At 58.5% G+C, this 25,363-nt stretch carries 24 protein-coding genes, 1 pseudogene and 1 other annotated feature; of the genes and pseudogenes, 16 read left to right on the forward strand and 9 right to left on the reverse strand.

What is annotated here, in order from left to right:
- Positions 1-15 precede the first annotated feature (15 nt).
- Positions 16-2,427 carry a DNA topoisomerase (ATP-hydrolyzing) subunit B gene (gyrB, locus tag L362_RS04550; RefSeq protein WP_008500168.1) on the forward strand — a complete coding sequence of 804 codons (2,412 nt, stop codon included), beginning with the start codon at positions 16-18 and terminating at the stop codon, positions 2,425-2,427.
- A gap of 34 nt (positions 2,428-2,461) precedes the next feature.
- On the opposite strand, the gene L362_RS04545 is transcribed toward gyrB, so the two are convergent.
- On the reverse strand, positions 2,462-3,397 hold the full coding sequence (locus tag L362_RS04545) for a LysR family transcriptional regulator (RefSeq protein WP_023345150.1): 936 nt from the start codon (positions 3,395-3,397) through the stop codon (positions 2,462-2,464).
- Between the two features lie 109 nt (positions 3,398-3,506).
- Between L362_RS04545 and L362_RS04540 the strand changes: the two genes are divergently transcribed.
- The 3 genes from L362_RS04540 (at position 3,507) to L362_RS04530 (ending at position 6,739) form a co-directional block, all read left to right on the forward strand.
- Positions 3,507-4,532, forward strand: coding sequence for a zinc-dependent alcohol dehydrogenase family protein (locus L362_RS04540; protein ID WP_023345151.1), 1,026 nt, complete (start codon positions 3,507-3,509; stop codon positions 4,530-4,532).
- A 114-nt stretch (positions 4,533-4,646) separates the two neighbouring features.
- Positions 4,647-5,459 (forward strand): sugar-phosphatase, encoded by an 813-nt coding sequence (gene yidA, locus L362_RS04535; RefSeq protein ID WP_008500165.1) that lies wholly within the window; start codon positions 4,647-4,649, stop codon positions 5,457-5,459.
- Positions 5,460-5,509: 50 nt separating this feature from the next.
- A complete protein-coding gene (locus L362_RS04530; RefSeq protein WP_023345152.1) occupies positions 5,510-6,739 on the forward strand; it encodes a DUF3748 domain-containing protein in 1,230 nt (409 codons plus the stop codon).
- Here the strand turns inward: L362_RS04530 and L362_RS04525 are convergent.
- Positions 6,736-7,068, reverse strand: coding sequence for a YceK/YidQ family lipoprotein (locus L362_RS04525; RefSeq protein WP_021242679.1), 333 nt, complete (start codon positions 7,066-7,068; stop codon positions 6,736-6,738). The genes L362_RS04530 and L362_RS04525 overlap by 4 nt on opposite strands.
- A gap of 248 nt (positions 7,069-7,316) precedes the next feature.
- Positions 7,317-7,388 (forward strand) — a sequence feature (ROSE (Repression Of Heat Shock gene Expression) occurs in the 5'-region of heat shock genes and acts as an RNA thermometer to modulate expression.).
- On the opposite strand from L362_RS04525, the gene ibpA reads away from it, so the two are divergent.
- The 3 genes from ibpA to L362_RS04510 all read left to right on the forward strand — a co-directional run bounded on the left by ibpA (position 7,382) and on the right by L362_RS04510 (position 10,191).
- Positions 7,382-7,792: a small heat shock chaperone IbpA gene (gene ibpA, locus L362_RS04520; RefSeq protein ID WP_008500162.1), complete on the forward strand. Its 411-nt coding sequence runs from the start codon at positions 7,382-7,384 to the stop codon at positions 7,790-7,792. (Overlaps the previous feature by 7 nt.)
- A 136-nt stretch (positions 7,793-7,928) precedes the next feature.
- Positions 7,929-8,357: a small heat shock chaperone IbpB gene (ibpB, locus tag L362_RS04515; RefSeq protein WP_008500161.1), complete on the forward strand. Its 429-nt coding sequence runs from the start codon at positions 7,929-7,931 to the stop codon at positions 8,355-8,357.
- 172 nt (positions 8,358-8,529) lie between these two features.
- Complete coding sequence (locus L362_RS04510) at positions 8,530-10,191, forward strand: putative transporter (protein WP_021242680.1); 1,662 nt, start codon at positions 8,530-8,532, stop codon at positions 10,189-10,191.
- On the opposite strand, the gene L362_RS04505 is transcribed toward L362_RS04510, so the two are convergent.
- A complete protein-coding gene (locus L362_RS04505) occupies positions 10,159-10,905 on the reverse strand; it encodes a GntR family transcriptional regulator (RefSeq protein WP_008500159.1) in 747 nt (248 codons plus the stop codon). The genes L362_RS04510 and L362_RS04505 overlap by 33 nt on opposite strands.
- Before the next feature lie 221 nt (positions 10,906-11,126).
- Here L362_RS04505 and L362_RS04500 point away from each other — a divergent pair, with 221 nt between their 5' ends.
- From L362_RS04500 to L362_RS04485, 4 genes are all read left to right on the forward strand, one after another.
- Positions 11,127-12,749 (forward strand): alpha-glucoside-specific PTS transporter subunit IIBC, encoded by a 1,623-nt coding sequence (locus L362_RS04500; RefSeq protein WP_023345153.1) that lies wholly within the window; start codon positions 11,127-11,129, stop codon positions 12,747-12,749.
- Entirely contained in the window at positions 12,746-14,068 is a 1,323-nt protein-coding gene (locus tag L362_RS04495; protein ID WP_023345154.1) for a 6-phospho-alpha-glucosidase, read from the forward strand. The genes L362_RS04500 and L362_RS04495 overlap by 4 nt, the downstream gene beginning before the upstream one ends.
- Positions 14,069-14,160: 92 nt before the next feature.
- On the forward strand, positions 14,161-14,508 hold the full coding sequence (locus tag L362_RS04490; protein WP_021242684.1) for a YidH family protein: 348 nt from the start codon (positions 14,161-14,163) through the stop codon (positions 14,506-14,508).
- Positions 14,498-14,845 carry a DUF202 domain-containing protein gene (locus tag L362_RS04485; RefSeq protein ID WP_008500155.1) on the forward strand — a complete coding sequence of 116 codons (348 nt, stop codon included), beginning with the start codon at positions 14,498-14,500 and terminating at the stop codon, positions 14,843-14,845. Before L362_RS04490 ends, L362_RS04485 begins: the two co-directional genes overlap by 11 nt.
- Before the next feature lie 32 nt (positions 14,846-14,877).
- On the opposite strand, the gene dsdA is transcribed toward L362_RS04485, so the two are convergent.
- Together dsdA and dsdX are read right to left on the reverse strand one after the other, a co-directional pair.
- On the reverse strand, positions 14,878-16,164 hold the full coding sequence (dsdA, locus tag L362_RS04480; protein ID WP_023345155.1) for a D-serine ammonia-lyase: 1,287 nt from the start codon (positions 16,162-16,164) through the stop codon (positions 14,878-14,880).
- Positions 16,165-16,181: 17 nt separating this feature from the next.
- Positions 16,182-17,519 (reverse strand): annotated as a pseudogene (gene dsdX, locus L362_RS0123195) (D-serine transporter DsdX).
- Between the two features lie 204 nt (positions 17,520-17,723).
- On the opposite strand from dsdX, the gene dsdC reads away from it, so the two are divergent.
- Together dsdC and L362_RS04470 are read left to right on the forward strand one after the other, a co-directional pair.
- Positions 17,724-18,650, forward strand: a complete 927-nt coding sequence (gene dsdC / locus L362_RS04475) for a DNA-binding transcriptional regulator DsdC (protein WP_023345158.1) — start codon at positions 17,724-17,726, stop codon at positions 18,648-18,650.
- Between the two features lie 84 nt (positions 18,651-18,734).
- On the forward strand, positions 18,735-19,823 hold the full coding sequence (locus L362_RS04470) for a cellulase family glycosylhydrolase (RefSeq protein WP_023345159.1): 1,089 nt from the start codon (positions 18,735-18,737) through the stop codon (positions 19,821-19,823).
- Here the strand turns inward: L362_RS04470 and emrD are convergent.
- The 4 genes from emrD to tisB all read right to left on the reverse strand — a co-directional run bounded on the left by emrD (position 19,726) and on the right by tisB (position 22,582).
- The gene (emrD, locus tag L362_RS04465; protein ID WP_023345160.1) at positions 19,726-20,910 is read right to left on the reverse strand and encodes a multidrug efflux MFS transporter EmrD; all 1,185 of its coding nucleotides are present in this window, start codon (positions 20,908-20,910) and stop codon (positions 19,726-19,728) included. The genes L362_RS04470 and emrD overlap by 98 nt on opposite strands.
- Positions 20,911-21,085: 175 nt before the next feature.
- The gene (locus tag L362_RS04460; RefSeq protein ID WP_023345161.1) at positions 21,086-21,919 is read right to left on the reverse strand and encodes an EamA family transporter; all 834 of its coding nucleotides are present in this window, start codon (positions 21,917-21,919) and stop codon (positions 21,086-21,088) included.
- 62 nt (positions 21,920-21,981) lie between these two features.
- The gene (locus L362_RS04455) at positions 21,982-22,428 is read right to left on the reverse strand and encodes a GNAT family N-acetyltransferase (RefSeq protein WP_023293705.1); all 447 of its coding nucleotides are present in this window, start codon (positions 22,426-22,428) and stop codon (positions 21,982-21,984) included.
- A 64-nt stretch (positions 22,429-22,492) separates the two neighbouring features.
- On the reverse strand, positions 22,493-22,582 hold the full coding sequence (tisB, locus tag L362_RS25135; RefSeq protein WP_008500146.1) for a type I toxin-antitoxin system toxin TisB: 90 nt from the start codon (positions 22,580-22,582) through the stop codon (positions 22,493-22,495).
- A 521-nt stretch (positions 22,583-23,103) separates the two neighbouring features.
- Between tisB and ivbL the strand changes: the two genes are divergently transcribed.
- The 3 genes from ivbL to ilvN all read left to right on the forward strand — a co-directional run bounded on the left by ivbL (position 23,104) and on the right by ilvN (position 25,288).
- Complete coding sequence (gene ivbL, locus L362_RS24720) at positions 23,104-23,202, forward strand: ilvB operon leader peptide IvbL (RefSeq protein WP_071789119.1); 99 nt, start codon at positions 23,104-23,106, stop codon at positions 23,200-23,202.
- 106 nt (positions 23,203-23,308) lie between these two features.
- Positions 23,309-24,997: an acetolactate synthase large subunit gene (gene ilvB / locus L362_RS04450; RefSeq protein ID WP_023345162.1), complete on the forward strand. Its 1,689-nt coding sequence runs from the start codon at positions 23,309-23,311 to the stop codon at positions 24,995-24,997.
- 3 nt (positions 24,998-25,000) lie between these two features.
- Positions 25,001-25,288 carry an acetolactate synthase small subunit gene (ilvN, locus tag L362_RS04445; RefSeq protein ID WP_008500144.1) on the forward strand — a complete coding sequence of 96 codons (288 nt, stop codon included), beginning with the start codon at positions 25,001-25,003 and terminating at the stop codon, positions 25,286-25,288.
- Positions 25,289-25,363 lie beyond the last annotated feature (75 nt).

Genomic DNA, 25,363 nt, shown 5'->3' on the forward strand with positions numbered 1-25,363 from the left:
GAGCGAGAAACGTTGATGTCGAATTCTTATGACTCCTCCAGTATCAAAGTCCTGAAAGGGCTGGATGCGGTGCGTAAGCGCCCGGGTATGTATATCGGCGACACGGATGACGGCACCGGTCTGCACCACATGGTATTCGAGGTGGTAGATAACGCTATCGACGAAGCGCTCGCGGGTCACTGTAAAGACATCGTGGTCACCATCCATGCGGATAACTCCGTCTCCGTCACCGATGACGGCCGTGGCATCCCAACCGGTATTCACCCGGAAGAGGGCGTCTCCGCGGCGGAAGTGATCATGACCGTCCTGCACGCAGGCGGTAAGTTCGACGATAACTCCTATAAAGTTTCCGGCGGCCTGCACGGCGTAGGTGTTTCGGTAGTAAACGCCCTGTCGCAGAAGCTGGAGCTGGTTATCCAGCGCGAAGGCAAAATTCACCGTCAGCTTTACACGCACGGCGTGCCGCAGGCACCGCTGGCCGTTACCGGCGAAACCGACAAAACCGGTACCATGGTGCGTTTCTGGCCGAGCCTCGAAACCTTCACCAACGTCACCGAGTTCGAGTACGACATCCTGGCGAAACGCCTGCGTGAACTGTCGTTCCTGAACTCCGGCGTCTCGATTCGCCTGCGCGACAAACGCGACAACAAAGAAGACCACTTCCACTACGAAGGCGGTATCAAGGCGTTTGTTGAGTATCTGAACAAGAACAAAACGCCTATTCACCCGAATATCTTCTATTTCTCCACCGAAAAAGACGGCATCGGCGTGGAAGTGGCGCTGCAGTGGAACGACGGTTTCCAGGAAAACATCTACTGCTTTACCAACAACATTCCACAGCGTGACGGTGGTACCCACCTTGCAGGCTTCCGTGCGGCGATGACCCGTACCCTGAACGCCTACATGGACAAAGAAGGCTACAGCAAGAAAGCGAAAGTCAGCGCCACCGGTGACGATGCCCGTGAAGGCCTGATTGCCGTGGTTTCCGTGAAGGTGCCGGATCCGAAGTTCTCCTCACAGACCAAAGACAAGCTGGTCTCTTCTGAGGTGAAATCGGCGGTTGAGCAGCAGATGAACGAACTGCTGAGCGAATACCTGCTGGAAAACCCGTCCGACGCGAAAATCGTGGTGGGCAAAATTATTGATGCGGCGCGTGCCCGTGAAGCGGCGCGTAAAGCCCGTGAAATGACCCGTCGTAAAGGCGCGCTGGACTTAGCCGGCCTGCCGGGCAAGCTGGCTGACTGCCAGGAACGCGATCCGGCGCTCTCCGAACTGTACCTCGTGGAAGGGGACTCCGCGGGCGGTTCTGCGAAGCAGGGCCGTAACCGTAAGAACCAGGCGATTCTGCCGCTGAAGGGTAAAATCCTCAACGTTGAGAAAGCCCGTTTCGACAAGATGCTCTCTTCTCAGGAAGTGGCGACGCTCATCACCGCGCTGGGCTGCGGCATTGGCCGTGACGAGTACAACCCGGACAAACTGCGCTACCACAGCATCATCATCATGACCGATGCGGACGTCGACGGCTCGCACATCCGTACGCTGCTGTTGACCTTCTTCTATCGTCAGATGCCTGAAATCGTTGAGCGTGGCCACGTCTACATTGCCCAGCCGCCGCTGTACAAAGTGAAGAAAGGCAAGCAGGAACAGTACATCAAAGACGACGAAGCGATGGATCAGTACCAAATCGCAATCGCGCTTGATGGTGCGACCCTGCACGCGAACTCGCACGCCCCTGCACTGGCCGGTGAGCCGCTGGAGCGTCTGGTGTCCGAGTTCAACGCTACGCAGAAAATGATTACGCGTATGGAACGTCGTTATCCGAAAACGCTGCTGAAGGAGCTGGTTTATCAGCCAACCCTGACCGAAGCCGATCTGAGCAGCGAGCAGACCGTCACCCGCTGGGTGAACGCTCTGGTGACCGATCTGAACGAAAAAGAGCAGCACGGCAGCCAGTGGAAATGCGATGTTCAGCAGAACGCTGACGGTCAGTTCGAGCCGATCGTTCGCGTGCGTACCCACGGCGTCGACACCGACTACCCGCTGGAGCACGAGTTTGTCACCGGTCCGGAATACCGTCGTATCTGCACGCTCGGCGAGAAGCTGCGCGGCCTGATCGAAGACGATGCGTTCATCGAACGTGGCGAACGTCGTCAGCCGGTAGCCAGCTTCGAGCAGGCGCTGGACTGGCTGGTGAAAGAGTCCCGTCGCGGCCTCGCGATCCAGCGCTATAAAGGTCTGGGCGAAATGAACCCGGAGCAGCTGTGGGAAACCACCATGGATCCGGAAAGCCGTCGCATGCTGCGCGTGACCGTTAAGGACGCGATTGCTGCAGACCAGCTGTTCACGACCCTGATGGGCGATGCGGTTGAACCACGTCGTGCCTTCATCGAAGAGAACGCCCTGAAAGCGGCAAATATCGATATTTAATCGACGTGATACCGCACGATAACTGGCCGCGCGTTTAGCGCGGCTTTTTTATGGGCGAGGGCATATCCTGCGACAGCACTGACGGTAAGCGACTGGCGAGCGTATCGACGGCAATCCTCACTCTCAGCGGCAGGTGCGGCGTCTGCAGCCAGACGGCATGAACGTCAAAATGGACATCGGGCGCCTGTTTCAGGAGCGGGACGAGCTTTCCCTGATGAATTTCTTTAATGGCCATCCAGCAGGGGAGCCAGGCAATCCCGTGTCCGGCCAGCGCCGCGTCGCAGATGGCCTGCAAATCATCCATATTGAGCGATGAACGGGGAGTAAAGGTGTGCGAGGTCCCTTCGTTATCCATCAGTTGCCAGGGTAACACTCTGCCTGCGCGCAGATAGTTAATGACCGTATGATGGGGTAAGTCAGCCACGCTTTGCGGCTGGCCTTTGTTCTGCAGATAATCCGGCGCAGCGCACAGCACCATGCGGTGTTCCCCCAGCTTTCTGGCGACCAGCATGCTGCTGTCCTGCAGCGTGCCGTTACGCACCGCCATATCAAACCCTTCCTCCACCAGATCCACCACGCGGTCGCTGAACGACATCTCAAGCTCAAGCCCGGGATGTTCCTGCGCCAGTTCAATCAACAGCGGCGCGACGCACTGGCGGCCAAACAGTACCGGCATGGCAACGCGCAGGCGGCCGCTGACCTGCTGTTTCCCCGTTTCAAGCAGCGACTCTGCGCCCCGAATTTCCTCCAGCGCACGCAGGCACCGTTCATAAAAAAGGGCGCCGTTATCGGTCAGGCTCTGGCTGCGGGTGGTGCGCTGAAACAGCCGTACCCCCAGTCGCTCCTCGAGACGAGCGATGCTTTTTCCTACCGCCGAGCGTGACAAATGCAGACGAATGGCGGCCTGAGCGAAACTACCCGCCTCTACGGCAGCCACAAAAACAGGGATATCCTTCAGCGTGTCGGTCATGAATTGTATCTTTTTTGGCATCAATATAGAGAAAACTTATCGCCACTGGCGACCATGCGTCAACGGTAGACTGTCAGTACTAAAGCTTACTTGATGGCCGGAGAAAAAAATGACAGAGACAATGCAACGCTGGACGATGAGCGCCCTCGGGCGCGAGAGCCTTACGCTTATTCAGGAGCCCATTCCCCAGCCAGGCCCGGGTGAAGTGCGCGTAAGGGTGAATGCCGTCGCGCTCAACTATCGCGACAAAATGGTGATAGAAGGCACGATGCCGATTCCGCTTTCCTTCCCGTTTACCCCGGCGTCTGACATGGCGGGCGTCGTCGACAGCGTTGGTGAAGGCGTCACGCGTTTCCAGCCCGGTGCCCGCGTCATCTCAACCTTCTTTCCGGAGTGGATCGACGGTAAGCCGCAGGCGGACGCGCGCAATTTGCCCTATAAAACGTCCGGCGGCTATTTCCAGGGAATGCTGGCCGAGTACGTGATTGTGAAGGAAGACGCGCTGGCGGCATCGCCGGAAAGCCTGGATGACGCAGAGGCCAGCACCTTACCCTGCGCGGGGCTTACCGCCTGGTTCGCACTGGTGGAACGCGGTCAGCTGCGCGCCGGGCAATCGGTGCTGGTACAGGGAACGGGCGGCGTGGCGATTTTCGCCCTGCAAATCGCAAAAGCGCACGGCGCAGAGGTCATTGTTACGTCCGGGAGCGATGAAAAGCTGGCGCTGGCCAAAAAGCTGGGGGCCAGCCAGGGCATCAACCGCCTGAAAGGCGACTGGGCTGAAGAGGCGCTGGCGCTGACGCAGGATCGCGGTATCGACCATATTATCGAAACCGTGGGGGGCGAGAACCTGAAGCACTCCCTGCGCGCCGTTGCCGTTCATGGACGTATCTCGGTCATTGGCGTGCTGGCCGGGTCTGACATTTCGCTCTCTGCTGGCGAACTGTTGCTGAAATCTCCCGTCATTCAGGGGATCGGCGTGGGGCACCGCCGGGCGCTGGAGGATTTCGTCCGCGCTGTTGATGTCACCGGGTTGAAACCCGTGATTGAGCATCGCTACCGTTTTAACGAGCTTAAACAGGCTCTTGAGCATCTGGATCGCGGTGCGTTTGGTAAAATCGTTCTCACCCGCGAGTAAGTCTTTGTTCCCCGGGATAGGCGTAAAAGGGGGCTTTTGTTGCGCAAGGTAGCTCTATTTTTGTGTGCTTAATCGCGTTAGCATGAGGCAGCACTCATTTATCCCGGGGAACTCATGGCTATCAAACTTATTGCAATCGATATGGACGGCACGCTGTTGCTGCCAGACCACACTATCTCTCCAGCCGTTAAGAACGCGATCGCCGCGGCACGCGCAAAGGGCGTGAATGTGGTCCTCACCACGGGGCGTCCGTATGCGGGCGTGCACAGCTACCTGAAAGAGCTGCACATGAATCAGCCCGGCGACTACTGCATCACCTATAACGGCGCGCTGGTGCAGAAAGCCGCAGATGGCAGTACGGTTGCGCAAACCGCGCTAAGCTACGATGACTACCGGTTCCTGGAAAAACTGTCCCGTGAGGTGGGTTCCCACTTCCACGCTCTCGATCGCAATACGCTTTACACCGCCAACCGTGATATCAGCTACTACACGGTACATGAATCCTACGTGGCGACCATTCCGCTGGTGTTCTGTGAAGCCGAGAAGATGGATCCGGCCACCCAGTTCCTGAAAGTGATGATGATCGACGAGCCGGAGATCCTGGATAAAGCGATTGCGCGCATTCCGGCCGAAGTGAAAGAGAAATACACCGTGCTGAAAAGTGCGCCGTACTTCCTTGAAATCCTCGATAAACGCGTCAATAAAGGCACCGGCGTGAAATCGCTGGCCGACGCGCTGGGCATCAAACCAGACGAAATCATGGCGCTGGGCGATCAGGAAAACGACATCGCGATGATTGAATTCGCGGGCATGGGCGTGGCGATGGATAACGCTATTCCGTCGGTGAAAGAAGTGGCTAATTTTGTCACCAAATCCAACCTCGAAGACGGCGTGGCTTACGCCATTGAGAAGTTTGTGCTGAACTAAACACCCGCTTGCGATACCCTGATGCGATAACTGCGCATCAGGGTATCCTCATGAAACAAATCACCTTCGCTTCCCGCAACCACCAGCTTACGAACATCAATACCTGGACGCCGGACAGCCAGTGGCTGGTCTATGACGTGCGCCCGTCAGGTGCATCGTTCACCGGTGAAACCATCGAGCGGGTTAATGTTGTTACGGGCGAGGTCGAGGTGATTTATCGCGCCACTGACGGCGCGCACGTTGGCGTGGTGACCGTTCATTCCGCGCAGGAGAAATACGTCTTTATCCACGGCCCGAAAAACCCGGATGCGGACTGGCACTATGATTTTCATCATCGCCAGGGGGTAATTGCGCATCACGGGCAGGTGAGCAACCTGGACGCAATGGATATCACTTCACCGTTCACCCCGGGCGCGCTGCGCGGCGGCAGCCACGTCCATGTCTTCAGCCCGAACGGCCAGCTTGTCAGCTTTACCTATAACGACCACGTGCTGCACGTGCGCGATGCGAAGCTTGATTTACGCAACGTCGGCGTGGCGGCGCCTTATGGCCCGGTGAATCCGCCGGGAAACCATCCTCGTGAATACCCGGGGACTTACTGGAGCGTGCTGGTCAGCCGCACGACGCCCAACCCGCAGCCGGGCAGCGACGAAATTAACCGCGCCTACGAAGAGGGCTGGGTGGGCAACGACAGACTGGCGTTTATCGGCGATACCCTGTCTGCAACGGGCGAGAAAGTGCCTGAACTGTTTATTGTTAACCTGCCAGAAGATGAACAGAGCTGGAAACGGGCGGGCGATGCGCCGCTTCAGGGCACCGCAGAGACCCTGCCAGCCCCGCCTGCTGGGGTGAAGCAGCGTCGTTTGACCTTTACGCATCAAAGGGCCTATCCGGGCCTGGTGAACGTGCCGCGTCACTGGGTTCGCAGCAACCCGGAGGGGACACAGATCGCGTTTCTGATGCGCGACGATAACGGCATTGTGCAGCTGTGGCTGATCTCACCTGATGGCGGCGAGCCGCGCCAGCTGACGCGTAACGGGAGCGATATTCAGTCTGCGTTTAACTGGCATCCGGCGGGTGATCGGCTTGGGTTTGTGCACGAAAACCGGATCGCCTGCTGTGACGCGCAGACCGGACAAGTGACGTTTTTGACGTCCGATCACGGCAATCCGCCGTCTGCGGATGCCGTCGTATTTTCCCCGGACGGGCGCTTTATTGCGTGGATGGAAGAGACGGACGGTTTCCGTCAGCTCTGGTTAGCGGAAACCGCGCAGAACTAGCGCGGCGGCATCTCTGCGGGCGGAATGACGGCGTTTGTCGCCAGATTTTCCTGCTCGCTTTTCTCTACCCGTGAGCGCACGGAGTCGTCCTTACGGAATAAATCCCACGGCAGCAGAAGCGTGTCCGCCACAGCCGTAAACGGCATATCCAGGATAACCAGGGATTTGGTGCCCCAGTTTGTATCGTCATCGGAGATCATCGCCGCGCTGGCGCGCGTCCCCGGATATGTTCCTTCTTTACCGCCGGTGTGAGACATCACGCTCGAACACCCGCAAAGTAAAACTACCCCGCTGAACGTCGTCAGCTTTATCAGAACATTTTTCATCATCACTCAGTCATCGTTAATGGCACTGCATAGACCTGCAACTCAGGGTTATAGCGAGCCTTATCCAAAATGGATAGCCCGATAACCCCGCACTGTGGCAGCCATCGCAATTTAACCCTTTGTGCTGTTGTCCCAGTCTATGCGAGATGCAGGAAAGTGCAAAAAAAAGTGCAGTTGTCATGCTTGAAAAGCCCGGTTGCAGACCCATTTTAAGAATACGACCCGATAACGAACTCGCCTGATGGGTGTTCGGGGGCGTAAAGGCCTGTCCATGGTGGAAGGCTTACTTTTCTCGCTGATTTCAGGAGTTTTATTTATGCGTAACTTCGATCTTTCTCCGCTGTACCGTTCTGCAATTGGTTTTGACCGCCTGTTTAACCATTTAGAAAATAACCAAAGCCAGAGCAACGGCTACCCTCCATACAATGTTGAGCTGGTTGACGAAAACCACTACCGCATCGCCATTGCCGTCGCCGGTTTTGCAGAAAATGAACTGGAGATCACCGCGCAGGACAACCTGCTGGTGGTGAAAGGTTCCCATACGGCCGAGCAGAAAGAACGTACCTACCTTTACCAGGGCATCGCTGAGCGCAACTTTGAACGCAAGTTCCAGTTAGCTGAGAACATTCATGTGAAAGGTGCAAACCTGGTCAACGGCCTGCTGTTTATCGAACTGGAACGTGTGATTCCGGAAGAGAAAAAACCGCGTCGTATCGAAATTAACTAATTATGCGGGTCGCGCGAGCGGCCCACCCAGACCTGCTTGCCGTAACGGGAGCATATGCGAATCCATCAGGATTTGCAGGAACAACTGCGCACAAAATTAAACTGTGCCGAACTCGCTTCTCAGAAGGAGATTTAGTATGCGTAACTACGATTTATCCCCCTTACTTCGTCAGTGGATTGGTTTTGACAAACTAGCTAATGCCCTGCAAAACACCGCCGAGCAACAGACGTTTCCGCCGTACAACATCGAAAAAAGCGACGATAACCACTATCGCATCACCCTGGCGCTGGCTGGCTTCCGTCAGGAGGATCTGGATATTCAGCTCGAAGGCACGCGTCTGACCGTGAAAGGTACGCCGGAGAAACAAGAGACCGAGACCAAATGGCTACATCAAGGGCTGGTTAATCAGCCGTTTAGCCTGAGCTTTACCCTGGCAGACCATATGGACGTCTCCGGCGCAACGTTTACCAACGGGCTGCTGCATATTGACCTGACCCGTAACGTACCGGAAGCCATCGCGCCGCAGCGTATCGCCATTAGCGACCGGCCGGCGTTGAATAGTTAACAAGCCCGCCGAACCTGTAGGTCGGGTAAGGCGCAGCCGCCACCCGACACTGCTCACAGACCGCACAAGGCCCTGCCCCGGCAGGGCTTTTTTGTGCGCCATCGCCCATACAACCGCCCACGGCTCTGAGAGAATCCTTAGCATAAGTAAGGTTATGCCAAGGAAGTGGATCATGAGTGATATCGCGTTAACCGTCAGCGTGTTGGCCCTGGTCGCTGTTGTTGGCCTGTGGATAGGGAATATCAAAATCCGCGGCGTCGGGTTTGGGATTGGCGGGGTGCTGTTTGGCGGCATTTTTGTTGGCCACTTTGCCGACCAGCTCGGGCTGGTGCTGAGCGCCGAAATGCTCCACTTTACCCAGGAGTTCGGCCTGATCCTGTTCGTCTATACCATCGGGATTCAGGTGGGGCCGGGTTTTTTCGCCTCACTTCGGGTCTCCGGCTTACGGCTCAACCTGTTTGCCCTTGGCATTGTGGTGATGGGCGGGCTGGTCACCGCCATTCTGCATAAAATCTTTGCTATCCCGCTGCCCGTGGTGCTGGGCATTTTCTCCGGGGCGGTCACCAACACGCCTGCGCTCGGCGCGGGGCAGCAAATCCTGCGCGATTTGGGCATCGAACCCGGCATTGTCGACCAGATGGGGATGAGCTACGCCATGGCCTATCCGTTTGGTATTTGCGGCATTCTGCTCTCCATGTGGCTGGTCCGCGTCCTGTTTCGCATTAACGTCGATAAAGAGGCGAAGGACCACGAAACCACGCTCACCAACGGCCATATGCCGATCAAAACCATCAACATTCGGGTCGATAACCCCAACCTGAACAATATGGCGATTCAGGACGTGCCGATCCTGAACAGCGCCAATATTATCTGCTCCCGCCTTAAGCGCGACGATATGCTGATGGTGCCTGCCCCCGGCACCATTATTCAGCAAGGCGATCTGCTGCACCTGGTGGGCCAGCCTGGAGATTTGAACAATGCCCGTCTGGTGATTGGTCAGGAAGTGGATACCTCGCTCTCAACGCGCGGCACCGATATGCGCGTTGAACGCGTTGTGGTAACCAACGAGCACGTCCTTGGCAAAAAAATACGCGATCTGCAGGTAAAAGAGCGTTATGACGTCGTGATCTCCCGCCTTAACCGTGCGGGTGTCGAGCTGGTCGCCAGCCCGGAGGCCAGCCTGCAGTTCGGGGATATCCTCAACTTGGTGGGGCGCCCGTCTTCCATTGACGCCGTCGCGGATATGGTGGGTAACGCGCAGCAAAAACTGCAGCAGGTGCAGATGCTGCCGGTGTTCATCGGTATCGGGCTCGGCGTGCTGCTCGGCTCCATCCCGCTGTACGTGCCGGGCTTCCCGGTGGCGCTCAAGCTGGGCCTGGCGGGCGGGCCGCTGATTATGGCGCTGATCCTCGGGCGTATCGGCTGCATCGGTAAGCTCTACTGGTTTATGCCGCCGAGCGCCAACCTGGCGCTGCGCGAGCTGGGCATCGTGCTGTTCCTGGCGGTGGTCGGGCTGAAGTCCGGCGGGGATTTCGTCGACACCCTGGTCAAGGGTGAAGGGATGAGCTGGGTCGGCTACGGCATCTTTATCACGGCGATCCCGCTGCTGACGGTGGGCATACTGGCGCGGATGTTCGCCAAAATGAACTACCTGACGCTGTGCGGCATGCTGGCGGGTTCCATGACCGATCCGCCCGCGCTGGCCTTTGCCAATAACCTGCACGCCACCAGCGGCGCGGCCGCGCTCTCCTATGCCACCGTCTACCCGCTGGTGATGTTCCTGCGCATCATCACCCCGCAGCTACTGGCGGTGCTGTTCTGGGGGATGAGCTAGTAAATCTTCCGGGTGGATGCGCCGCAGATGGTAGTCCACCTGGTAATCACTGGTATTTCGGAACATCACGGAATAGTTGAGGAACTCGCCGCTGTCGCTGTAGGAAAGGGAGGTGATACGCAACAGCGGCGTCTGTTCCGGCAGGTTCATATAACCCGCCAGCTGCTTATCGGCCAGCACCGGCGTCAGGCTCTCGTAGTTGCCGCTGATGGTGATCCCGCACTCCTTCTCGATGTAATCAAACTTTGACCCTTCAAGATGCGCCAGCGACAGATTGCGAAACAGCTTCACCGGCATAAAGCTGTCCTCCAGCATCAGCGGTTTTCCGTCCACGTAGCGCACCCGCCGGGAAAAGTAGATCCGCTCATCCACCTGTATCCGCAGCTGGCTGGCGATGGCGGGCGGGGCGGGCATCACTTCGAACTGTAAGACCTTGCTCTGCACCTCTTTTCCCTGCTGACGCAGCACCTCCACCAGCCCGGTCAGGTTGGTGGTTTCGTGGTGAACGTCTTTGCGTGACACAAACGTGCCGCTGCCGTGCCGCCGTTCAACCAGCCCCCAGCTCACCAGCAGATCCAGCGCCTTGCGGATGGTCATTCGCGCCACGCCGAACTCCTGCGCCAGCGCTTTCTCGCCCGGCAGCGGACTGCCGATATTGTAGTCCGACGAATTCAGCCGCAGCCGCAATCTGTCAGCAATGGATTTGTAGATCACCAGTAGACCTCTCTGCCCTTATCAGGGCGTGGATGGCGTCCTGACATGTCCATATTTACCGTAAAAAGTAGACCTGATTGGTCAAAATAAAACCATGAATGCGATCACGAATCGCAGCGGCACGCCATGTTCGCGCATCAGTAAGTTCTTATGCTCACCTCAGGCCAGCAAAAAACCATAAAGGCCTCTACCCCTACAGGTTGTTTCATGAGGATTTAAAAATGCTCAGTCAAATACAACGTTTTGGCGGTGCCATGTTTACCCCGGTGTTGCTGTTTCCGTTCGCCGGGATCGTGGTGGGAATCGCCATCATGCTTCGCAACCCGCTGTTTGTCGGCGAAGCCTTAACGGCCCCCGATCATCTTTTCGCGCAGATTGTTCACATTATTGAAGAGGGCGGCTGGGCGGTGTTCCGCAATATGCCGCTGATTTTTGCCGTCGGCCTGCCGATTGGCCTGGCGAAGCAGGCCCAGGGCCGCGCCTGTCTGGCGGTGCTGATTAGCTTCCTGACCTGGAACTACTTCATCAACGCGATGGGGATGACCTGGGGCCACTTCTTCGGCGTCGACTTCTCCGCCGAACCGACGGCGGGAAGCGGGCTGGCGATGATTGCCGGGATCAAAACGCTCGATACCAGCATCATCGGCGCTATCGTGATTTCAGGCATCGTCACCGCCATCCACAACCGCTATTTTGACAAGCCGCTGCCGGTGTTTCTGGGGATTTTCCAGGGCAGCTCGTTTGTCGTTATCCTCGCGTTCTTCGTCATGATCCCCTGCGCCTGGCTGACGCTGCTGGGCTGGCCGAAAGTGCAGATGGGCATTGAGTCCCTGCAGGCGTTCCTGCGTTCTGCCGGTGCGCTGGGCGTATGGGTCTATACCTTCCTGGAACGCATTCTGATCCCAACCGGATTGCACCACTTCGTCTACGGTCCGTTCATCTTCGGCCCGGCGGCGGTGGAAGGGGGAATTCAGGTCTACTGGGCGCAGCACCTGCAGGAATTCAGCCAGAGCACCCTGCCGCTGAAAACTCTTTTCCCGGAAGGCGGGTTCGCGCTGCACGGCAACTCCAAAGTGTTTGGCTCGGTCGGGATTGCGCTGGCGATCTGGTATACCGCGTCGCCGGAAAACCGCGTCAAGGTCGCGGGGCTGCTGGTCCCGGCCACGCTTACCGCGGTGCTGGTGGGCATTACCGAACCGCTCGAATTCACCTTCCTGTTTATCTCGCCGCTATTGTTTGCCGTTCACGCCGTGCTGGCGGCCACCATGGCAACGGTTATGTACACCTTCGGCGTGGTCGGGAACATGGGCGGCGGCCTGCTGGACCAGTTCCTGCCGCAAAACTGGATCCCGATGTTCCACAACCACGCCGCGACGGTGTTCACCCAGATCGGCATTGGCGTCTGCTTCACCGGAATTTACTTCGTGGTCTTCAAAACGCTGATTGCGCGTCTGAACCTGAAAACCCCGGGCCGGGAAGAGAGCGAAATCAAACTCTACAGCAAGGCCGACTATAAGGCGGCGCGCGGGCAAACCACCGCCCCGGCCGCGGCCAGCCAGCAGGTCGGGCAGGCTGCCGGGTTCCTGCAGGCGCTGGGCGGCGCGGCCAACATCGACAGCATCAACAACTGCGCCACCCGCTTGCGTATCGCCCTGGTCGATATGGCGAAAACCCAAAGCGATGACGTCTTCAAAGCCCTCGGCGCCCACGGCGTGGTGCGACGCGGCAACGGCATTCAGGTGATTGTCGGCCTGCACGTTCCTCAGGTGCGCGACCAGCTGGAATCGCTGATGAAAACCCCCTTAACGAATGAACAAACCACCCTGACAGAGGCTATATCATGAAAAAATTCTCAGTTGTCATTGCAGGCGGCGGCAGCACCTTCACGCCTGGTATCGTCCTGATGCTGTTAGCCAACCGTGACCGTTTCCCGCTGCGCGCCCTGAAGTTCTATGACAACGACGGCGCGCGTCAGGAGACCATCGCCGAAGCGTGCAAAATCATCCTTAAGGAGCAGGCCCCGGAGATTGAATTCAGCTACACCACCGATCCGAAAGCGGCCTTTAGCGATGTCGATTTCGTGATGGCGCATATCCGCGTGGGCAAATACCCGATGCGCGAAAAAGATGAAAAAATCCCGCTGCGCCACGGCGTGCTGGGCCAGGAAACCTGCGGCCCGGGCGGAATTGCCTACGGCATGCGCTCTATCGGCGGCGTGCTGGAGCTGGTGGATTACATGGAGCAGTACTCTCCGAACGCGTGGATGCTGAACTACTCCAACCCGGCGGCGATTGTCGCGGAAGCCACGCGCCGCCTGCGTCCGAACGCCAAAATCCTCAATATCTGCGATATGCCGATCGGCATCGAAGGGCGCATGGCGCAGATTGTTGGCCTGAAAGACCGCAAAGAGATGCGCGTGCGCTACTACGGCCTGAACCATTTCGGCTGGTGGACGTCAATTGAAGACCTGAACGGCAACGATCTGATGCCGAAGCTGCGCGAATACGTGGCGAAAAACGGCTATGTTCCGCCTTCTGACAACGCTCACACCGAGGCGAGCTGGAACGATACGTTCGCTAAAGCAAAAGACGTGCAGGCGCTGGATCCGGACACCATGCCGAACACCTACCTGAAGTATTATCTGTTCCCGGACTACGTGGTCGCGCATTCCAACCCGGAACGCACCCGCGCCAATGAGGTTATGGACCACCGTGAGAAGCACGTGTTCAGTTCCTGCCGGGCGATTATCGAGGCGGGCAAATCCTCCGCCGGTGAGCTGGAAATCGACGAACACGCGTCGTACATCGTCGATCTGGCGACCGCGATTGCCTTTAATACCCAGGAACGCATGCTGCTGATTGTGCCCAACAACGGGGCCATCCATAACTTTGATGCCGACGCGATGGTGGAGATCCCGTGTCTGGTCGGCCATAACGGACCGGAGCCGCTTACGGTGGGCGATATTCCACACTTCCAGAAAGGGCTGATGAGCCAGCAGGTAGCGGTGGAAAAACTGGTGGTGGATGCCTGGGAGCAGCGTTCGTACCAGAAACTCTGGCAGGCGATTACCCTGTCGAAAACCGTGCCGAGCGCGTCCGTCGCGAAAGCGATTCTGGATGACCTGATCGAGGCGAACAAGGATTACTGGCCAGCGCTGCACTGATCGTCCTGACCGGCATCGCCCGATGCCGGTCTCCTTGTCCTTGTTGATTTACGCTATGCTGAAGCCTGCCCGTAGCTCGACAAGGAACCTTCATGAAAATTTCCCGCCTCGGCGAAGCGCCGGACTACCGCTTCTCGCTGGCTAATGAACGCACGTTTTTAGCGTGGATCCGCACCGCGCTGGGGTTTCTTGCCGCCGGGGTGGGGCTCGACCAGCTCGCGCCTGATTTCGCCACGCCGCTGATTCGTGAGGTGCTGGCGCTGCTGCTGTGCCTGTTCGCGGGCGTGCTGGCGATTTACGGCTACCTGCGCTGGCTGCGCAATGAGAAGGCGATGCGTCTGAAGCAGGATCTGCCCTATACGCGCGGGTTACTCATCATCAGCGCGATTCTGCTGGCGGTGGCGGGCGTGGTGATGGGGCTGGTGTTCTATGGCGGATAGCCGCAAAGCGCGACGCGAAGCGGACCCCGGCCTGCAGCCGGAGCGGACGTCGCTGGCGTGGCTGCGCACGTTGCTGGGGTATGGCGCGCTGATCGCCCTGGCGATTAAGCACAACTGGCACCGCACCGGGGTGCCGTTCTGGATCTCGCTTGTTGTGCTGGCGCTGGTGGCAATCGTTTTATGGCGCTATACCCGCAGCCGTAACCTGATGGACGTAGCGCAGGACGACTTTGTGCAGCCGAAGGCGGTGCGGGATAAGTTCCTCATCGCCCTGGCCGTGCTGTCGCTGTCACTGCTGTTTGCGGTCACCCACATTCAACAAATTTTGCAGTTGTAGGCCGGGTAAGGCGCAGCCGCCACCCGGCAGAATTACTGCCCTTTAGCCAGATACTTCGCCATCTCGTCTTCCGGCACCATGCCGCCGCCGGTCGCCCACACCAGGTGGGTAACACTGGCATCTGAAGGCACGCGCAGCGGCCCGGCCATCCCCGCCAGCGCGGACGGTTCCAGCCGAATGCCTTCCTCCTGCGCCAGCCAGCCGAGCATGTCGTACATGCTCTGATCGGAAAGCGTATAGAACCCGTCGAGCAGGCGCTCCATCGCGCGGCCCACGAAGCCGGAGGCGCGTCCTACCGCCAGCCCGTCCGCCGCCGTCACGTTATCAATGCCCAGGTCCTGCACCGCGATCTCATCGTGCAGGCCGGTGTAAACGCCCAGCAGCATGCACGGGGAGTGCGTGGGCTCCGCGAAGAAGCAGTGAACGTTATCGCCAAAGGCCAGCTTCAGGCCAAACGCCACGCCGCCGGGACCGCCGCCGACGCCGCACGGCAGGTAGACGTACAGCGGATGATCGGCATCCACCACGCGGCCCTGAGCGGCAAACTGTGCTTTCAGGCGCTCGCCCGCCACCGCGTAGCCCAGGAACAGGGTGCGGGAGTTTTCATCGTCAATGAAGAAGCAGTTCGGATCGCTTTCCGCCGCTTTGCGTCCCTGCTCCACCGCCACGCCGTAATCCTGCTCATATTCCACGACGATGACGCCGTGGCTGCGCAGTTTGGCTTTTTTCCACTCGCGGGCGTCGGCGGACATATGTACCGTCACCTTAAAGCCGATGCGGGCGCTCATGATGCCGATGGACATCCCCAGGTTGCCGGTTGAGCCTACCGCAATGCTGTACTGGCTGAAGAAGTCCTTAAAGCGCGGCTCCAGCAGAATGCTGTAGTAGTCTTCGAGGCTCAGCAACCCGGCTTCCAGCGCCAGTTTTTCCGCATGGGTCAGCACTTCATAGATGCCGCCGCGCGCTTTAATCGAACCGGAAATCGGCAGATGGCTGTCTTTTTTCAGCAGCAGCGTGCCGGGAATAGACTTCGCTGATTCTTTCTCCAGCCGAGCCTGCATCGCCGGAATCGCGATCAGTTCGGATTCGATAATCCCGCCCGTTGCCGCCGTTTCCGGGAAGGCTTTCGCCAGGTACGGCGCGAAGCGTTTCAGGCGAGCGTGCGCGTCGTCCACGTCGGCTTTGGTCAGCCCGACATAGGGCAACCCTTCTTCAAGCGTGGTGGTGTTCGGGTTAAGCCAGGTGGTTTCTTTCAGGGCAATCAGATCCTCAACCAGAGGAAACTGTGCGGTTAAAGTGGTGATAGTTGCGTTTTCCATAATACGTCTCTTCGCGCTCAGATAATGAAAGAAAGCAGGAATGTGCCGCCAAGTGCAAGCACCGAGGCGATAAACGTCGCCGTCGTATAGTATTTGAAGGTCTCATTCAGGGTCGCGCCGCAGTATTGCTTCACCAGCCAGAAGAGGGAATCGGTCACGATCGTGCAGCCAATGGCGCCGGAACCGATGGCAATGGTGATGATCTCCGGGCTGACGTTCGGGTAGAGCGGCAGCATCGGCGCGACGATGGCCGTGGCGCCCATCATCGCGACCGTGGCGGAGCCTACGGCGGCATGCAGCACCAGCGCCACCAGCCAGGCGAGCAGGATAGGGTGCATGTGCAGGTTCGAGAGAATTTGCGCCAGCGAGTCCGCCAGTCCGCTGGTTTTCAGGATGGCGTTGAACGCGCCGCCCGCGCCGATAATCAGCAAAATGTTGGCGATAGAGCCAAAGCCGTGCTCCGTATGGGTCAGCATTGCGCCCATGCCCATGTGCTGGCGGATGCCCAGCAGGTAGTAGGCGACAAACACGGCGATAAACATGGCGGTGATGGGGTTGCCGATAAACTCCAGCAGCGTATACAGCGTGCCGTCTTTTGCCATATTCAGTTCGGCGATGGTCTTAACCAGCATCAGGGCAATCGGCAGCAGCACCGTCAACAGCGTGGCGCCCAGCGATGGCAGGGTATGCTCTTCCCGCACCTTCAGGTCTGAAAATTCCGCCGGAACCGGTTTAAACGGCAGACGATTGCCGAGCAGCTTCAGGAACAGCGGGCCGCCGACCAGAGAGGCCATCAGGCCGACCATCAAACCGTAGACAATGACTGTTCCAACGTCCGCCCCTAATTTATTGGTCACAAACAGCGCGGCCGGATGCGGCGGCACCACGCAGTGCACCGCCATCAGCGCGGTACAGAGCGGAATGGCCAGCTTGAGCAGCGACGTGTGGGTCTTTTTGACGATGGAAAACGCCAGCGGGATCAGCAGGACCACGCCCACTTCCACGAACAGCGTAATGCCGCAGATCAGGCCCACCAGCACCATAATCACGTCTGCTGACAGTCAGCGGCAGCGCTGCAACGTAATCCCGATGCGCTCTGCCGCGCCGGAAACCTCCATCATCTTGCCGAGAATGGTGCCCAGGCCAATCACCGCCGCCAGGAAGCCCAGCGTACCGCCAATCCCGCTCTCAATGGCGTTTACCATATCCAGCGGGCTCATTCCCATCATTGCGCCGACGAAAAAGCTCGCCAGCAGCAGCGCGAGGAACGGGTGAAACTTCAGCTTAACGATGGTTAAAACAATCAACACAATGCTGACCAGCAGCGTTGCCACAACCCAGACCTGAGATCCCATATCTCACCTCACCCTTATGTCATCTGGGGGTATTGGACGAAAAAGCGGCGTGGGCTGACAAACGATATAAATTGGCGTTCAGGTGAGCCAGATTGAATCAACTGAGTGACTGCGCTCTAAAAAACGCACTTAATCCGCATTAGGTTCACATAAATTCACCCATGAACGGTATGCTGGGCGCAGAAAACACGCGTGAGAATTGTGATGACCGATGCAAATGAAGCCAGAAACCGGCTGCTCAACGGCTGGCAGCTGTCGAAAATGTACACCTTTGAAGTGGCGGCCCGGCATGAATCCTTCGCGCTGGCGGCGGAGGAGCTGTCGCTCAGCCCCAGCGCGGTGAGCCACCGCATCAACCTGCTGGAAGAGGAGCTGGGTATTCAGCTGTTTGTCCGTTCGCACCGTAAAGTCGAGCTGACGCAGGAGGGAAAGCGCGTTTACTGGACGCTAAAATCGTCCCTCGACACCCTGAATCAGGAGATCCTGGACATCAAAAACCAGGCGCTGTCCGGCACGCTGACGGTCTACTCCCGGCCGTCGATCGCTCAGTGTTGGCTGGTACCCATGCTGGGTGACTTTACCCGCCGCTATCCGTCGATTTCGCTCACCGTCCTGACCGGCAATGATTACGTCAATATGCAGCGAACGGGCGTCGATCTGGCGCTCTATTTCGACGATACGCCGCCAAACCATCTGTCTCATCGCTTCCTGATGGACGAAGAGATTTTGCCCGTCTGCTCGCCGCAGTATGCCCGCGAGCATGAGCTGTTGAAAAACCCCGATAACCTTAGCCACTGCACGCTGCTGCACGACCGTCAGGCCTGGAGCAATGATTCCGGTACGGATGAGTGGCTGAGCTGGGCGCAGCACTCTGCGGTGAATATGCCGCCATCGTCGGGTATTGGTTTCGATCGTTCCGACTTAGCGATTATTGCGGCCATCAACCACGTCGGCGTCGCGATGGGCAGAAAGCGGCTGGTGCAAAAACGGCTTGAACGGGGCGAACTGATCGCCCCGTTTGGTGACAAGACCCTGAAATGCCATCAGCACTACTATGTCTCGACGCTTTCGGGCCGACAGTGGCCGAAAATAGACGCCTTTATCGGCTGGCTGAGAGAACTGGCAGGTTGAAGAATTATTACGCTTTCGCGCTACACCAAATGTGAAAAAGCGTGCTAAATACAGGTAATGCTTTCGATTTATCCAGGGTAAACCGTGTTAAAGCCTCTTATAGCGACCGCGTTACTGATCTCTTCCGGCTGGGCCATTGCCGCTGAGCCGCCGCTGACGGCTGCCCGTTATGCGCAGCAGCTTGGCGTCGGGATGGATGTGGACTGGGCGCGCACCGAGCGCGGCATACGCGAATTCGACCCGCTGGTGGTCCGCGATTTTCGGGCTAAAGGCATTACCCACGTGCGCATCCGCGTCGCCGACGAGCCGACGGAAGCGCGGCTGATCCACCTGCGCAAGCTGGTAGAAGCCTGTGAGCAGTATGGCGTGATCCCGATAGTCGCGTATCAGGCTGATGAATATAAAAACGACCCGAAAGCCGATAACGAGAAAGAGACGGTCAACTGGTGGATTGCCGTGGCGCACTATTTCGGTCAAAGCTACCCGCTGCTGGGTTTTGATCTCATTTATGAGCCTGCCGACAAGCTTAACCACAATCTGGCGTCGCTAAACCGCGTGTATGAAAAAACCATTAAAGCGATCCACGACATCGACCCGCAGCGCATGATCTTCATTGCGCCACGCCTGCGTGCCGCGCCGGAGGAGTTATCCAGCCTGAAGCTGCCCGCGCACAGCCAAACCTATCTGCTGGCGGAGTGGCATATTTTCCCGTGGGGGCCGCTGAAAAATGGCGGCAAATACCCGTGGACGTCCGGCACGGCGGCGGAGAAAGCGGCTATCCGTAACCGCATCAATGCCGCGCTGCACTGGCAGCAAAAAACCGGGCACGTTAGCTGGGTCGGGGGCTGGGGCGTGGGAGAATCAAGCCGCTTTACGCCAACCGCCTCGCAAGTCGCGTTCGCCACCTTTATGGCCTGCGAGCTGCAAAAGGCCAAAATCCCGTATGCGCTTAACGCGGATTTCCAGTTTTACGACGGGGAAGAGGGCGCCTGGCGGCCAGCGCCAGAGCCGTTATTGCAGGCTATGATTGCGCCCGTCTGTGAAAAGCCCGGCGAGACGCCGGGCCATCATGCGGTTAAACCGGCTGCTCGTGATGCGGGACACGCGACGCCAGCGGCAGCCAGCACAGTAAAATCAGCAGCCCCATCAGCGTCATCAGCAGGCCCAGACTAGCCTGCCCGGTCTGCGGCATCATCGCCGAGAGCCAGGCCAGCGCGCCGGAACCGATGTTCTGCAAACCGCCCACCAGCGCGCCCGCCGTACCTGCAAGGAACGGGAACGGCTCCATCGCGCCGCTGGTGGCGAGCGGGAACAGCATCCCCGCGCCGAAGAAGAACAGCGCCGCCGGGATGAGCAGCGTCCAGACGGTCATCACGCCAAACAGCCCCGGGATCCACATCATCAGACCCGCCAGCAGACAGCTGATCACCGACTGCCACATCAGGGTGGAGAAGCGCTTGTTTGGTCGTCCGGCAAACCACGCGCCGAAGAACGCCGCCGGGATCGGCAGAATAAACAGAATGCTCACCACCATGCTGCTCAGGCCCAGCCCCGCGCCCAGCAGCACGCCGGAGCAGGCTTCGAACACCGCGATGCCCGCCAGGCCGCCAATCAGCATCAGCAGGTAGCAGGTGAACGCGCCGTTGCCGAACAGCGTTTTATAGCTGGCGATCAGCTTCGTGCGCGGCGCGTTTTGCGGGCGCGTTTCCGGCATCCAGCGCGCCATGCTGAAGGTGACAATGATGCACAGCACCAGCAGGAAGGCGTAGCAGGCGCGCCAGGACCACATCGTGTCCAGCAGGCCGCCGATCAGCGGGGCCAGCAGCGGGCTGACCAGAATCCCCATATTCAACAGGCTGTTGGCATGGCGCAGCTGGGTACCCTGATACATATCGCGCGGTAAGGTTCGCGCCATCACCCCGCCAACACCGGTCCCAACGCCCTGCAGGGCGCTGGCGGCAATCAGTACGGTCAGGCTATGGGTGGTAATGGCAATTACCGTCGCCACCATGAAAATACTCATGCCCACCAGGATCACCGGGCGACGCCCGACGCGGTCAGAGAGCGGGCCGTAGAAGAGCTGCGAAACGCCATAGGTCAGCAGGTAGGCCGCCATTACGCTCTGTACCGCGCCCTCGCGGACGTTCAATTCCTTTGCCATGTCGGCAATCGCCGGAATGTAGATGGTTTGCGCCATCTGACCGACGGCCACCAGTAACACCAGCATCAACAATAAGTTAACGTTCCGTTGCTTTTTCATGTCGCTGAATACTTTTGCCAAAAGAGAAAAATGAAGAATAAGTGACTGCGCATTCCCATAAATGCGCGAGGAATCTACCACAGAGAGATGACAATTTAAGCATTGTCGCGGTGAATGAAAAAACCGGTAAAGGCAGGATTTGTAAACAAGAACGGCAACTAATGTTGCCAGTGCTTTACGCCAGGCGCAGCAGAATGGCGCCGCCGGCGATACCCAGCGCCGCTGCAATGCGCAGGCCCGCAACCTTCTCTTTTAAAAGCAGAAATGCGATCAGCGCGCCAAAGAGTATGGAGGTTTCACGCAGCGCCGCGACCACCGCCAGCGGCGCCTGCGTCATCGCCCACAGCGCCAGACCGTAAGAGCCCATGGTCCCCACCCCGCCAAGCAGCCCCTTTTTCCAGTGCAGACGCAGGTAGCCGGACGCCTCGCGCCGACGCGCGACCATCGCCCAGCTCAGCAGGCAGAAGCCGTTCATAAAGAAGGTCCACAGCGTATAGCCCAGCGCGGTCTCCGACAGCCGCACACCGGTGCCGTCCACCAGCGTATACCCGGCGATAAAACAGGCATTCAGCAGCGCCAGCCAGATCCCCTTGCGTGACTGCATGCGCCCGTTCATCGCCATCGCCAGAATCGACAGGCAAATTACCCCGATGCCGGACCAGGCGAGCCAGGAGAGACGATCGCCGAGCGCCAGCACGCCGATCAGCGCCACCAGCAGCGGGGCGGTGCCGCGCATCAGCGGGTAGGTCTGGCTCATATCGGAAACCTGATAGGTCTTCGCGACCAGCACGGTGTAGACCACCTGTAAGGCGCAGGAGACGATCAAAAACGGCCAGCTTGCGGCAGAGGGCTGTGGAGAGAAGGGGAGCAGCACCAGGGCAATCAGCGTGGCGGAGCCGCTGACGCTGATTGCAGAATAAAGCTTGTCCGTTCCGGCTTTGACGATGGCGTTCCAGCTGGCATGCAGCAGCGCGGCGAAGAGTAAAATGCAGAATACGGTGAGGGTCATGGCGTATCGGGTGATTAGTTGTCACTCAACTGTAACATTCACGTCCTGAAGCTGCCAGCCGGTTACACCGCACAAAAAAGGCGGTGCGTCACCCGCGGTTCGTCCGAGACCAGCGTAAACCCTGCCTGGCGATAAAACCCGTAGGCAGCGTCCGGCGCATGGGTATTGAGGAAATCGAACCAGATGCTGGCATCGGCCATCACGACGGTTAAAAGCTGCTTGCCAATCCCCAGCCCACGGCACTTCTCGCTGACGTAGAGATGGCGAATACGCCCGGCGCGCGGCTGCTGGCTGAACGGATCGCGATTCAGACCGCACACGCCAACCAGCTTGCCGTTGAGAAACGCCCCCAGCAGCTTTTCACCCGGCGCGTTAAAGCGGTTCTCACCCCGCTGCCAGCTCTCTTCCAGCCTGCGCAGCATGTTGAAATTCGATGCGATACTTTCAGCCTTCAGGGCGATATACCCCGGCTCGTCGGGCGTGACAGGCTCAATTAACAGACGCGACATAGCATTCCCTCGTTATTAAAGAGGGGCGGTTGCCCGCCCCTCTCAGGTGCGACTTGAACCTGAATTACCGAACGAATTTCAGGACAGCATCAAGCAGTTGCAGTACTGCAACAATGAGTTTGAGGATAAGTATCACCATATCCACTACGCTCATACGCGTCTCCTTTTGGTTAAAAGGAGCACGATGCTGGCGTACCTTTCCGCCGCCTGTTGCCAGCACCTGGATTGACGTAACACAGTGTGCTCACTTCAGGGGTTAAGGCACTGACGGCACCACCCGTTTCAGCCAGGACTTCGTTGCGCCGGTAGAACTGCGGCCCCCTCGCTCACTGCGAACACCCTCAGTATAGATAAATACTGTACATATGAACAGTATTTTGTAGACAAAATCTGGAAGGCGATCCATACTCAAAAACGTCAAAATCCGTGCCGGAATTGCGCGTTCGTCTTCGATCGCGTATACTTTTTGCGTTGACGTAACACAGTGTGTTCTGCGGCGACCAACCGCAAGACCCTGATAAAAACCTCGCTTCGGCGGGGTTTTTTGTTTTCATCCCCCAACAAACGAAACGTGATCCCTGACGCATTTTTGCGCAGATGAAAATATTTCCATTGTCACGCCCGAAAACCTGTGTTTGTATAAATTCCATCAATGATTCCAAACACAGGTCCCCAATGACTTCATCCCTCTTCACTTCGACCCTACTAAAAACTGCGCAACCAGCCGCAGTGGTCGTCGTGCGTGTGGTGGTGGTCGTCGGCAATGCGCCGTAGGGACTGGATCAACACACGAATCCAAAACCCCGCCGGCGCAAACCGGGCGGGGTTTTTCGTTTAGGACCCTCCCCGGAAAGTCGGCCCAGAAGAAAAGGACTGGAGCATGGCAAGTTCGGGCACAACATCCACCAAGACGCGTTTTACCGGCGCGCAGCTGATCGTTCATCTGCTGGAGCGACAGGGCATCACCACGGTTGCGGGCATCCCCGGCGGCACGGTGCTGCCGCTGTACGATGCGTTAAGCCAAAGCACGCAGATCCGCCACGTGCTGGCGCGCCACGAGCAGGGGGCGGGGTTCATCGCTCAGGGCATGGCGCGCACGCAGGGTAAACCGGCGGTCTGTATGGCCTGCAGCGGGCCGGGCGCAACCAACCTGGTCACCGCCATCGCCGACGCGCGCCTCGACTCCATTCCGCTGATCTGCATTACCGGCCAGGTGCCGTCCTCGATGATCGGTACCGATGCGTTCCAGGAAGTGGATACCTACGGCATCTCTATCCCCATCACCAAACATAACTATTTAGTTCGCGACATCGCCGAGCTTCCTCAGGTTATCAGCGATGCGTTCCGCATTGCGCAGTCCGGTCGCCCGGGCCCGGTGTGGATAGACATTCCTAAGGATGTCCAGACCGCAGAGATCGAGATCGCCGTGCTGCCGGAGCCGGGCGAGCGTGCCCCCGCGCCGGAGTTCAGCGCTGAGAGCGTGCGCGACGCCGCCGCCATGATTAACGCCGCCAAACGCCCGGTGCTCTATCTGGGCGGCGGGGCGATTAACGCTGCGGATGAAATCCGCCAGTTTGCGGAAAAAGCCAACCTGCCGACCACCATGACCCTGATGGCGCTGGGTATGCTGCCAAAAGCGCACCCGCTGTCCCTGGGGATGCTGGGCATGCACGGCGCGCGCAGCACCAACTATATCCTGCAAGAGGCGGATTTGCTGATTGTGATGGGAGCACGTTTTGATGACCGGGCGATTGGCAAAACCGAGGAGTTCTGCCCGAACGCGAAAATCATTCACGTGGATATTGACCGCGCCGAGCTGGGTAAAATCAAGCAGCCGCACGTGGCGATTCAGGGGGCCGTAGCCGAAGTGCTGGCGCAGCTGATCCCGCAAACCGACGCGACCGATCGCGCCGACTGGCGCCAGCTGGTGGCCGATCTGCAGCGCGAGTTCCCGGGCGCGATCCCAACTGAAGGCGACCCGCTGAGCCACTACGGCTTGATCAACGCCGTTGCCGCCTGCGTGGACGACAGCGCGATTATCACCACCGACGTGGGCCAGCATCAGATGTGGACCGCCCAGGCCTACCCGCTGAACCGTCCGCGCCAGTGGCTGACCTCCGGCGGCCTCGGCACCATGGGCTTTGGCCTGCCCGCAGCTGTGGGCGCGGCGCTGGCGAATCCGGACCGCAAGGTCATCTGCTTCTCCGGCGACGGCAGCCTGATGATGAACATTCAGGAGATGGCGACCGCGGCCGAAAACCAGTTAGACGTGAAAATCATCCTGATGAACAACGAGGCGCTGGGGCTGGTGCACCAGCAGCAGAGCCTGTTCTACAAGCAGGGCGTGTTTGCGGCGACCTATCCGGGGATGATTAACTTTATGCAGATTGCCGCCGGCTTTGGCCTGCACACCTGCGATCTGAACGCGGAAGAGGATGCCCACGCGGCGCTGCAGGCGGCGATCTCGCGTCCGGGCCCGGCGCTGATCCACGTGCGTATCGACCCTGAACAAAAAGTGTATCCGATGGTGCCGCCGGGTGCGGCAAATACTGAGATGGTGGGAGAATAAGCCATGCAGAAACAACATGATAACGTCATTCTGGAACTCACCGTCCGCAACCACCCTGGCGTCATGACCCACGTCTGCGGGCTGTTTGCCCGCCGGGCGTTTAACGTGGAAGGCATTCTCTGTCTGCCGATTCAGGGCAGCGAGCACAGCCGCATCTGGCTACTGGTCAACGATGACCAGCGTCTGGAGCAGATGATGGCGCAGATCGACAAGCTGGAAGATGTCACCAACGTGGCGCGCAACCAGTCCGATCCCACCATGTTTAACAAAATTGCGGTGTTCTTCGAATAGATCGCTTAAGGTAAGCGTCTTTCGCTCTTGTAGGCCGGATAAGCGCAGCGCCATCCGGCTTTTTCAGACCGCAGG

Origin of the sequence: Enterobacter sp. MGH 16, assembly GCF_000493175.1 — a bacterium.
Lineage (GTDB): Bacteria > Pseudomonadota > Gammaproteobacteria > Enterobacterales > Enterobacteriaceae > Enterobacter > Enterobacter roggenkampii.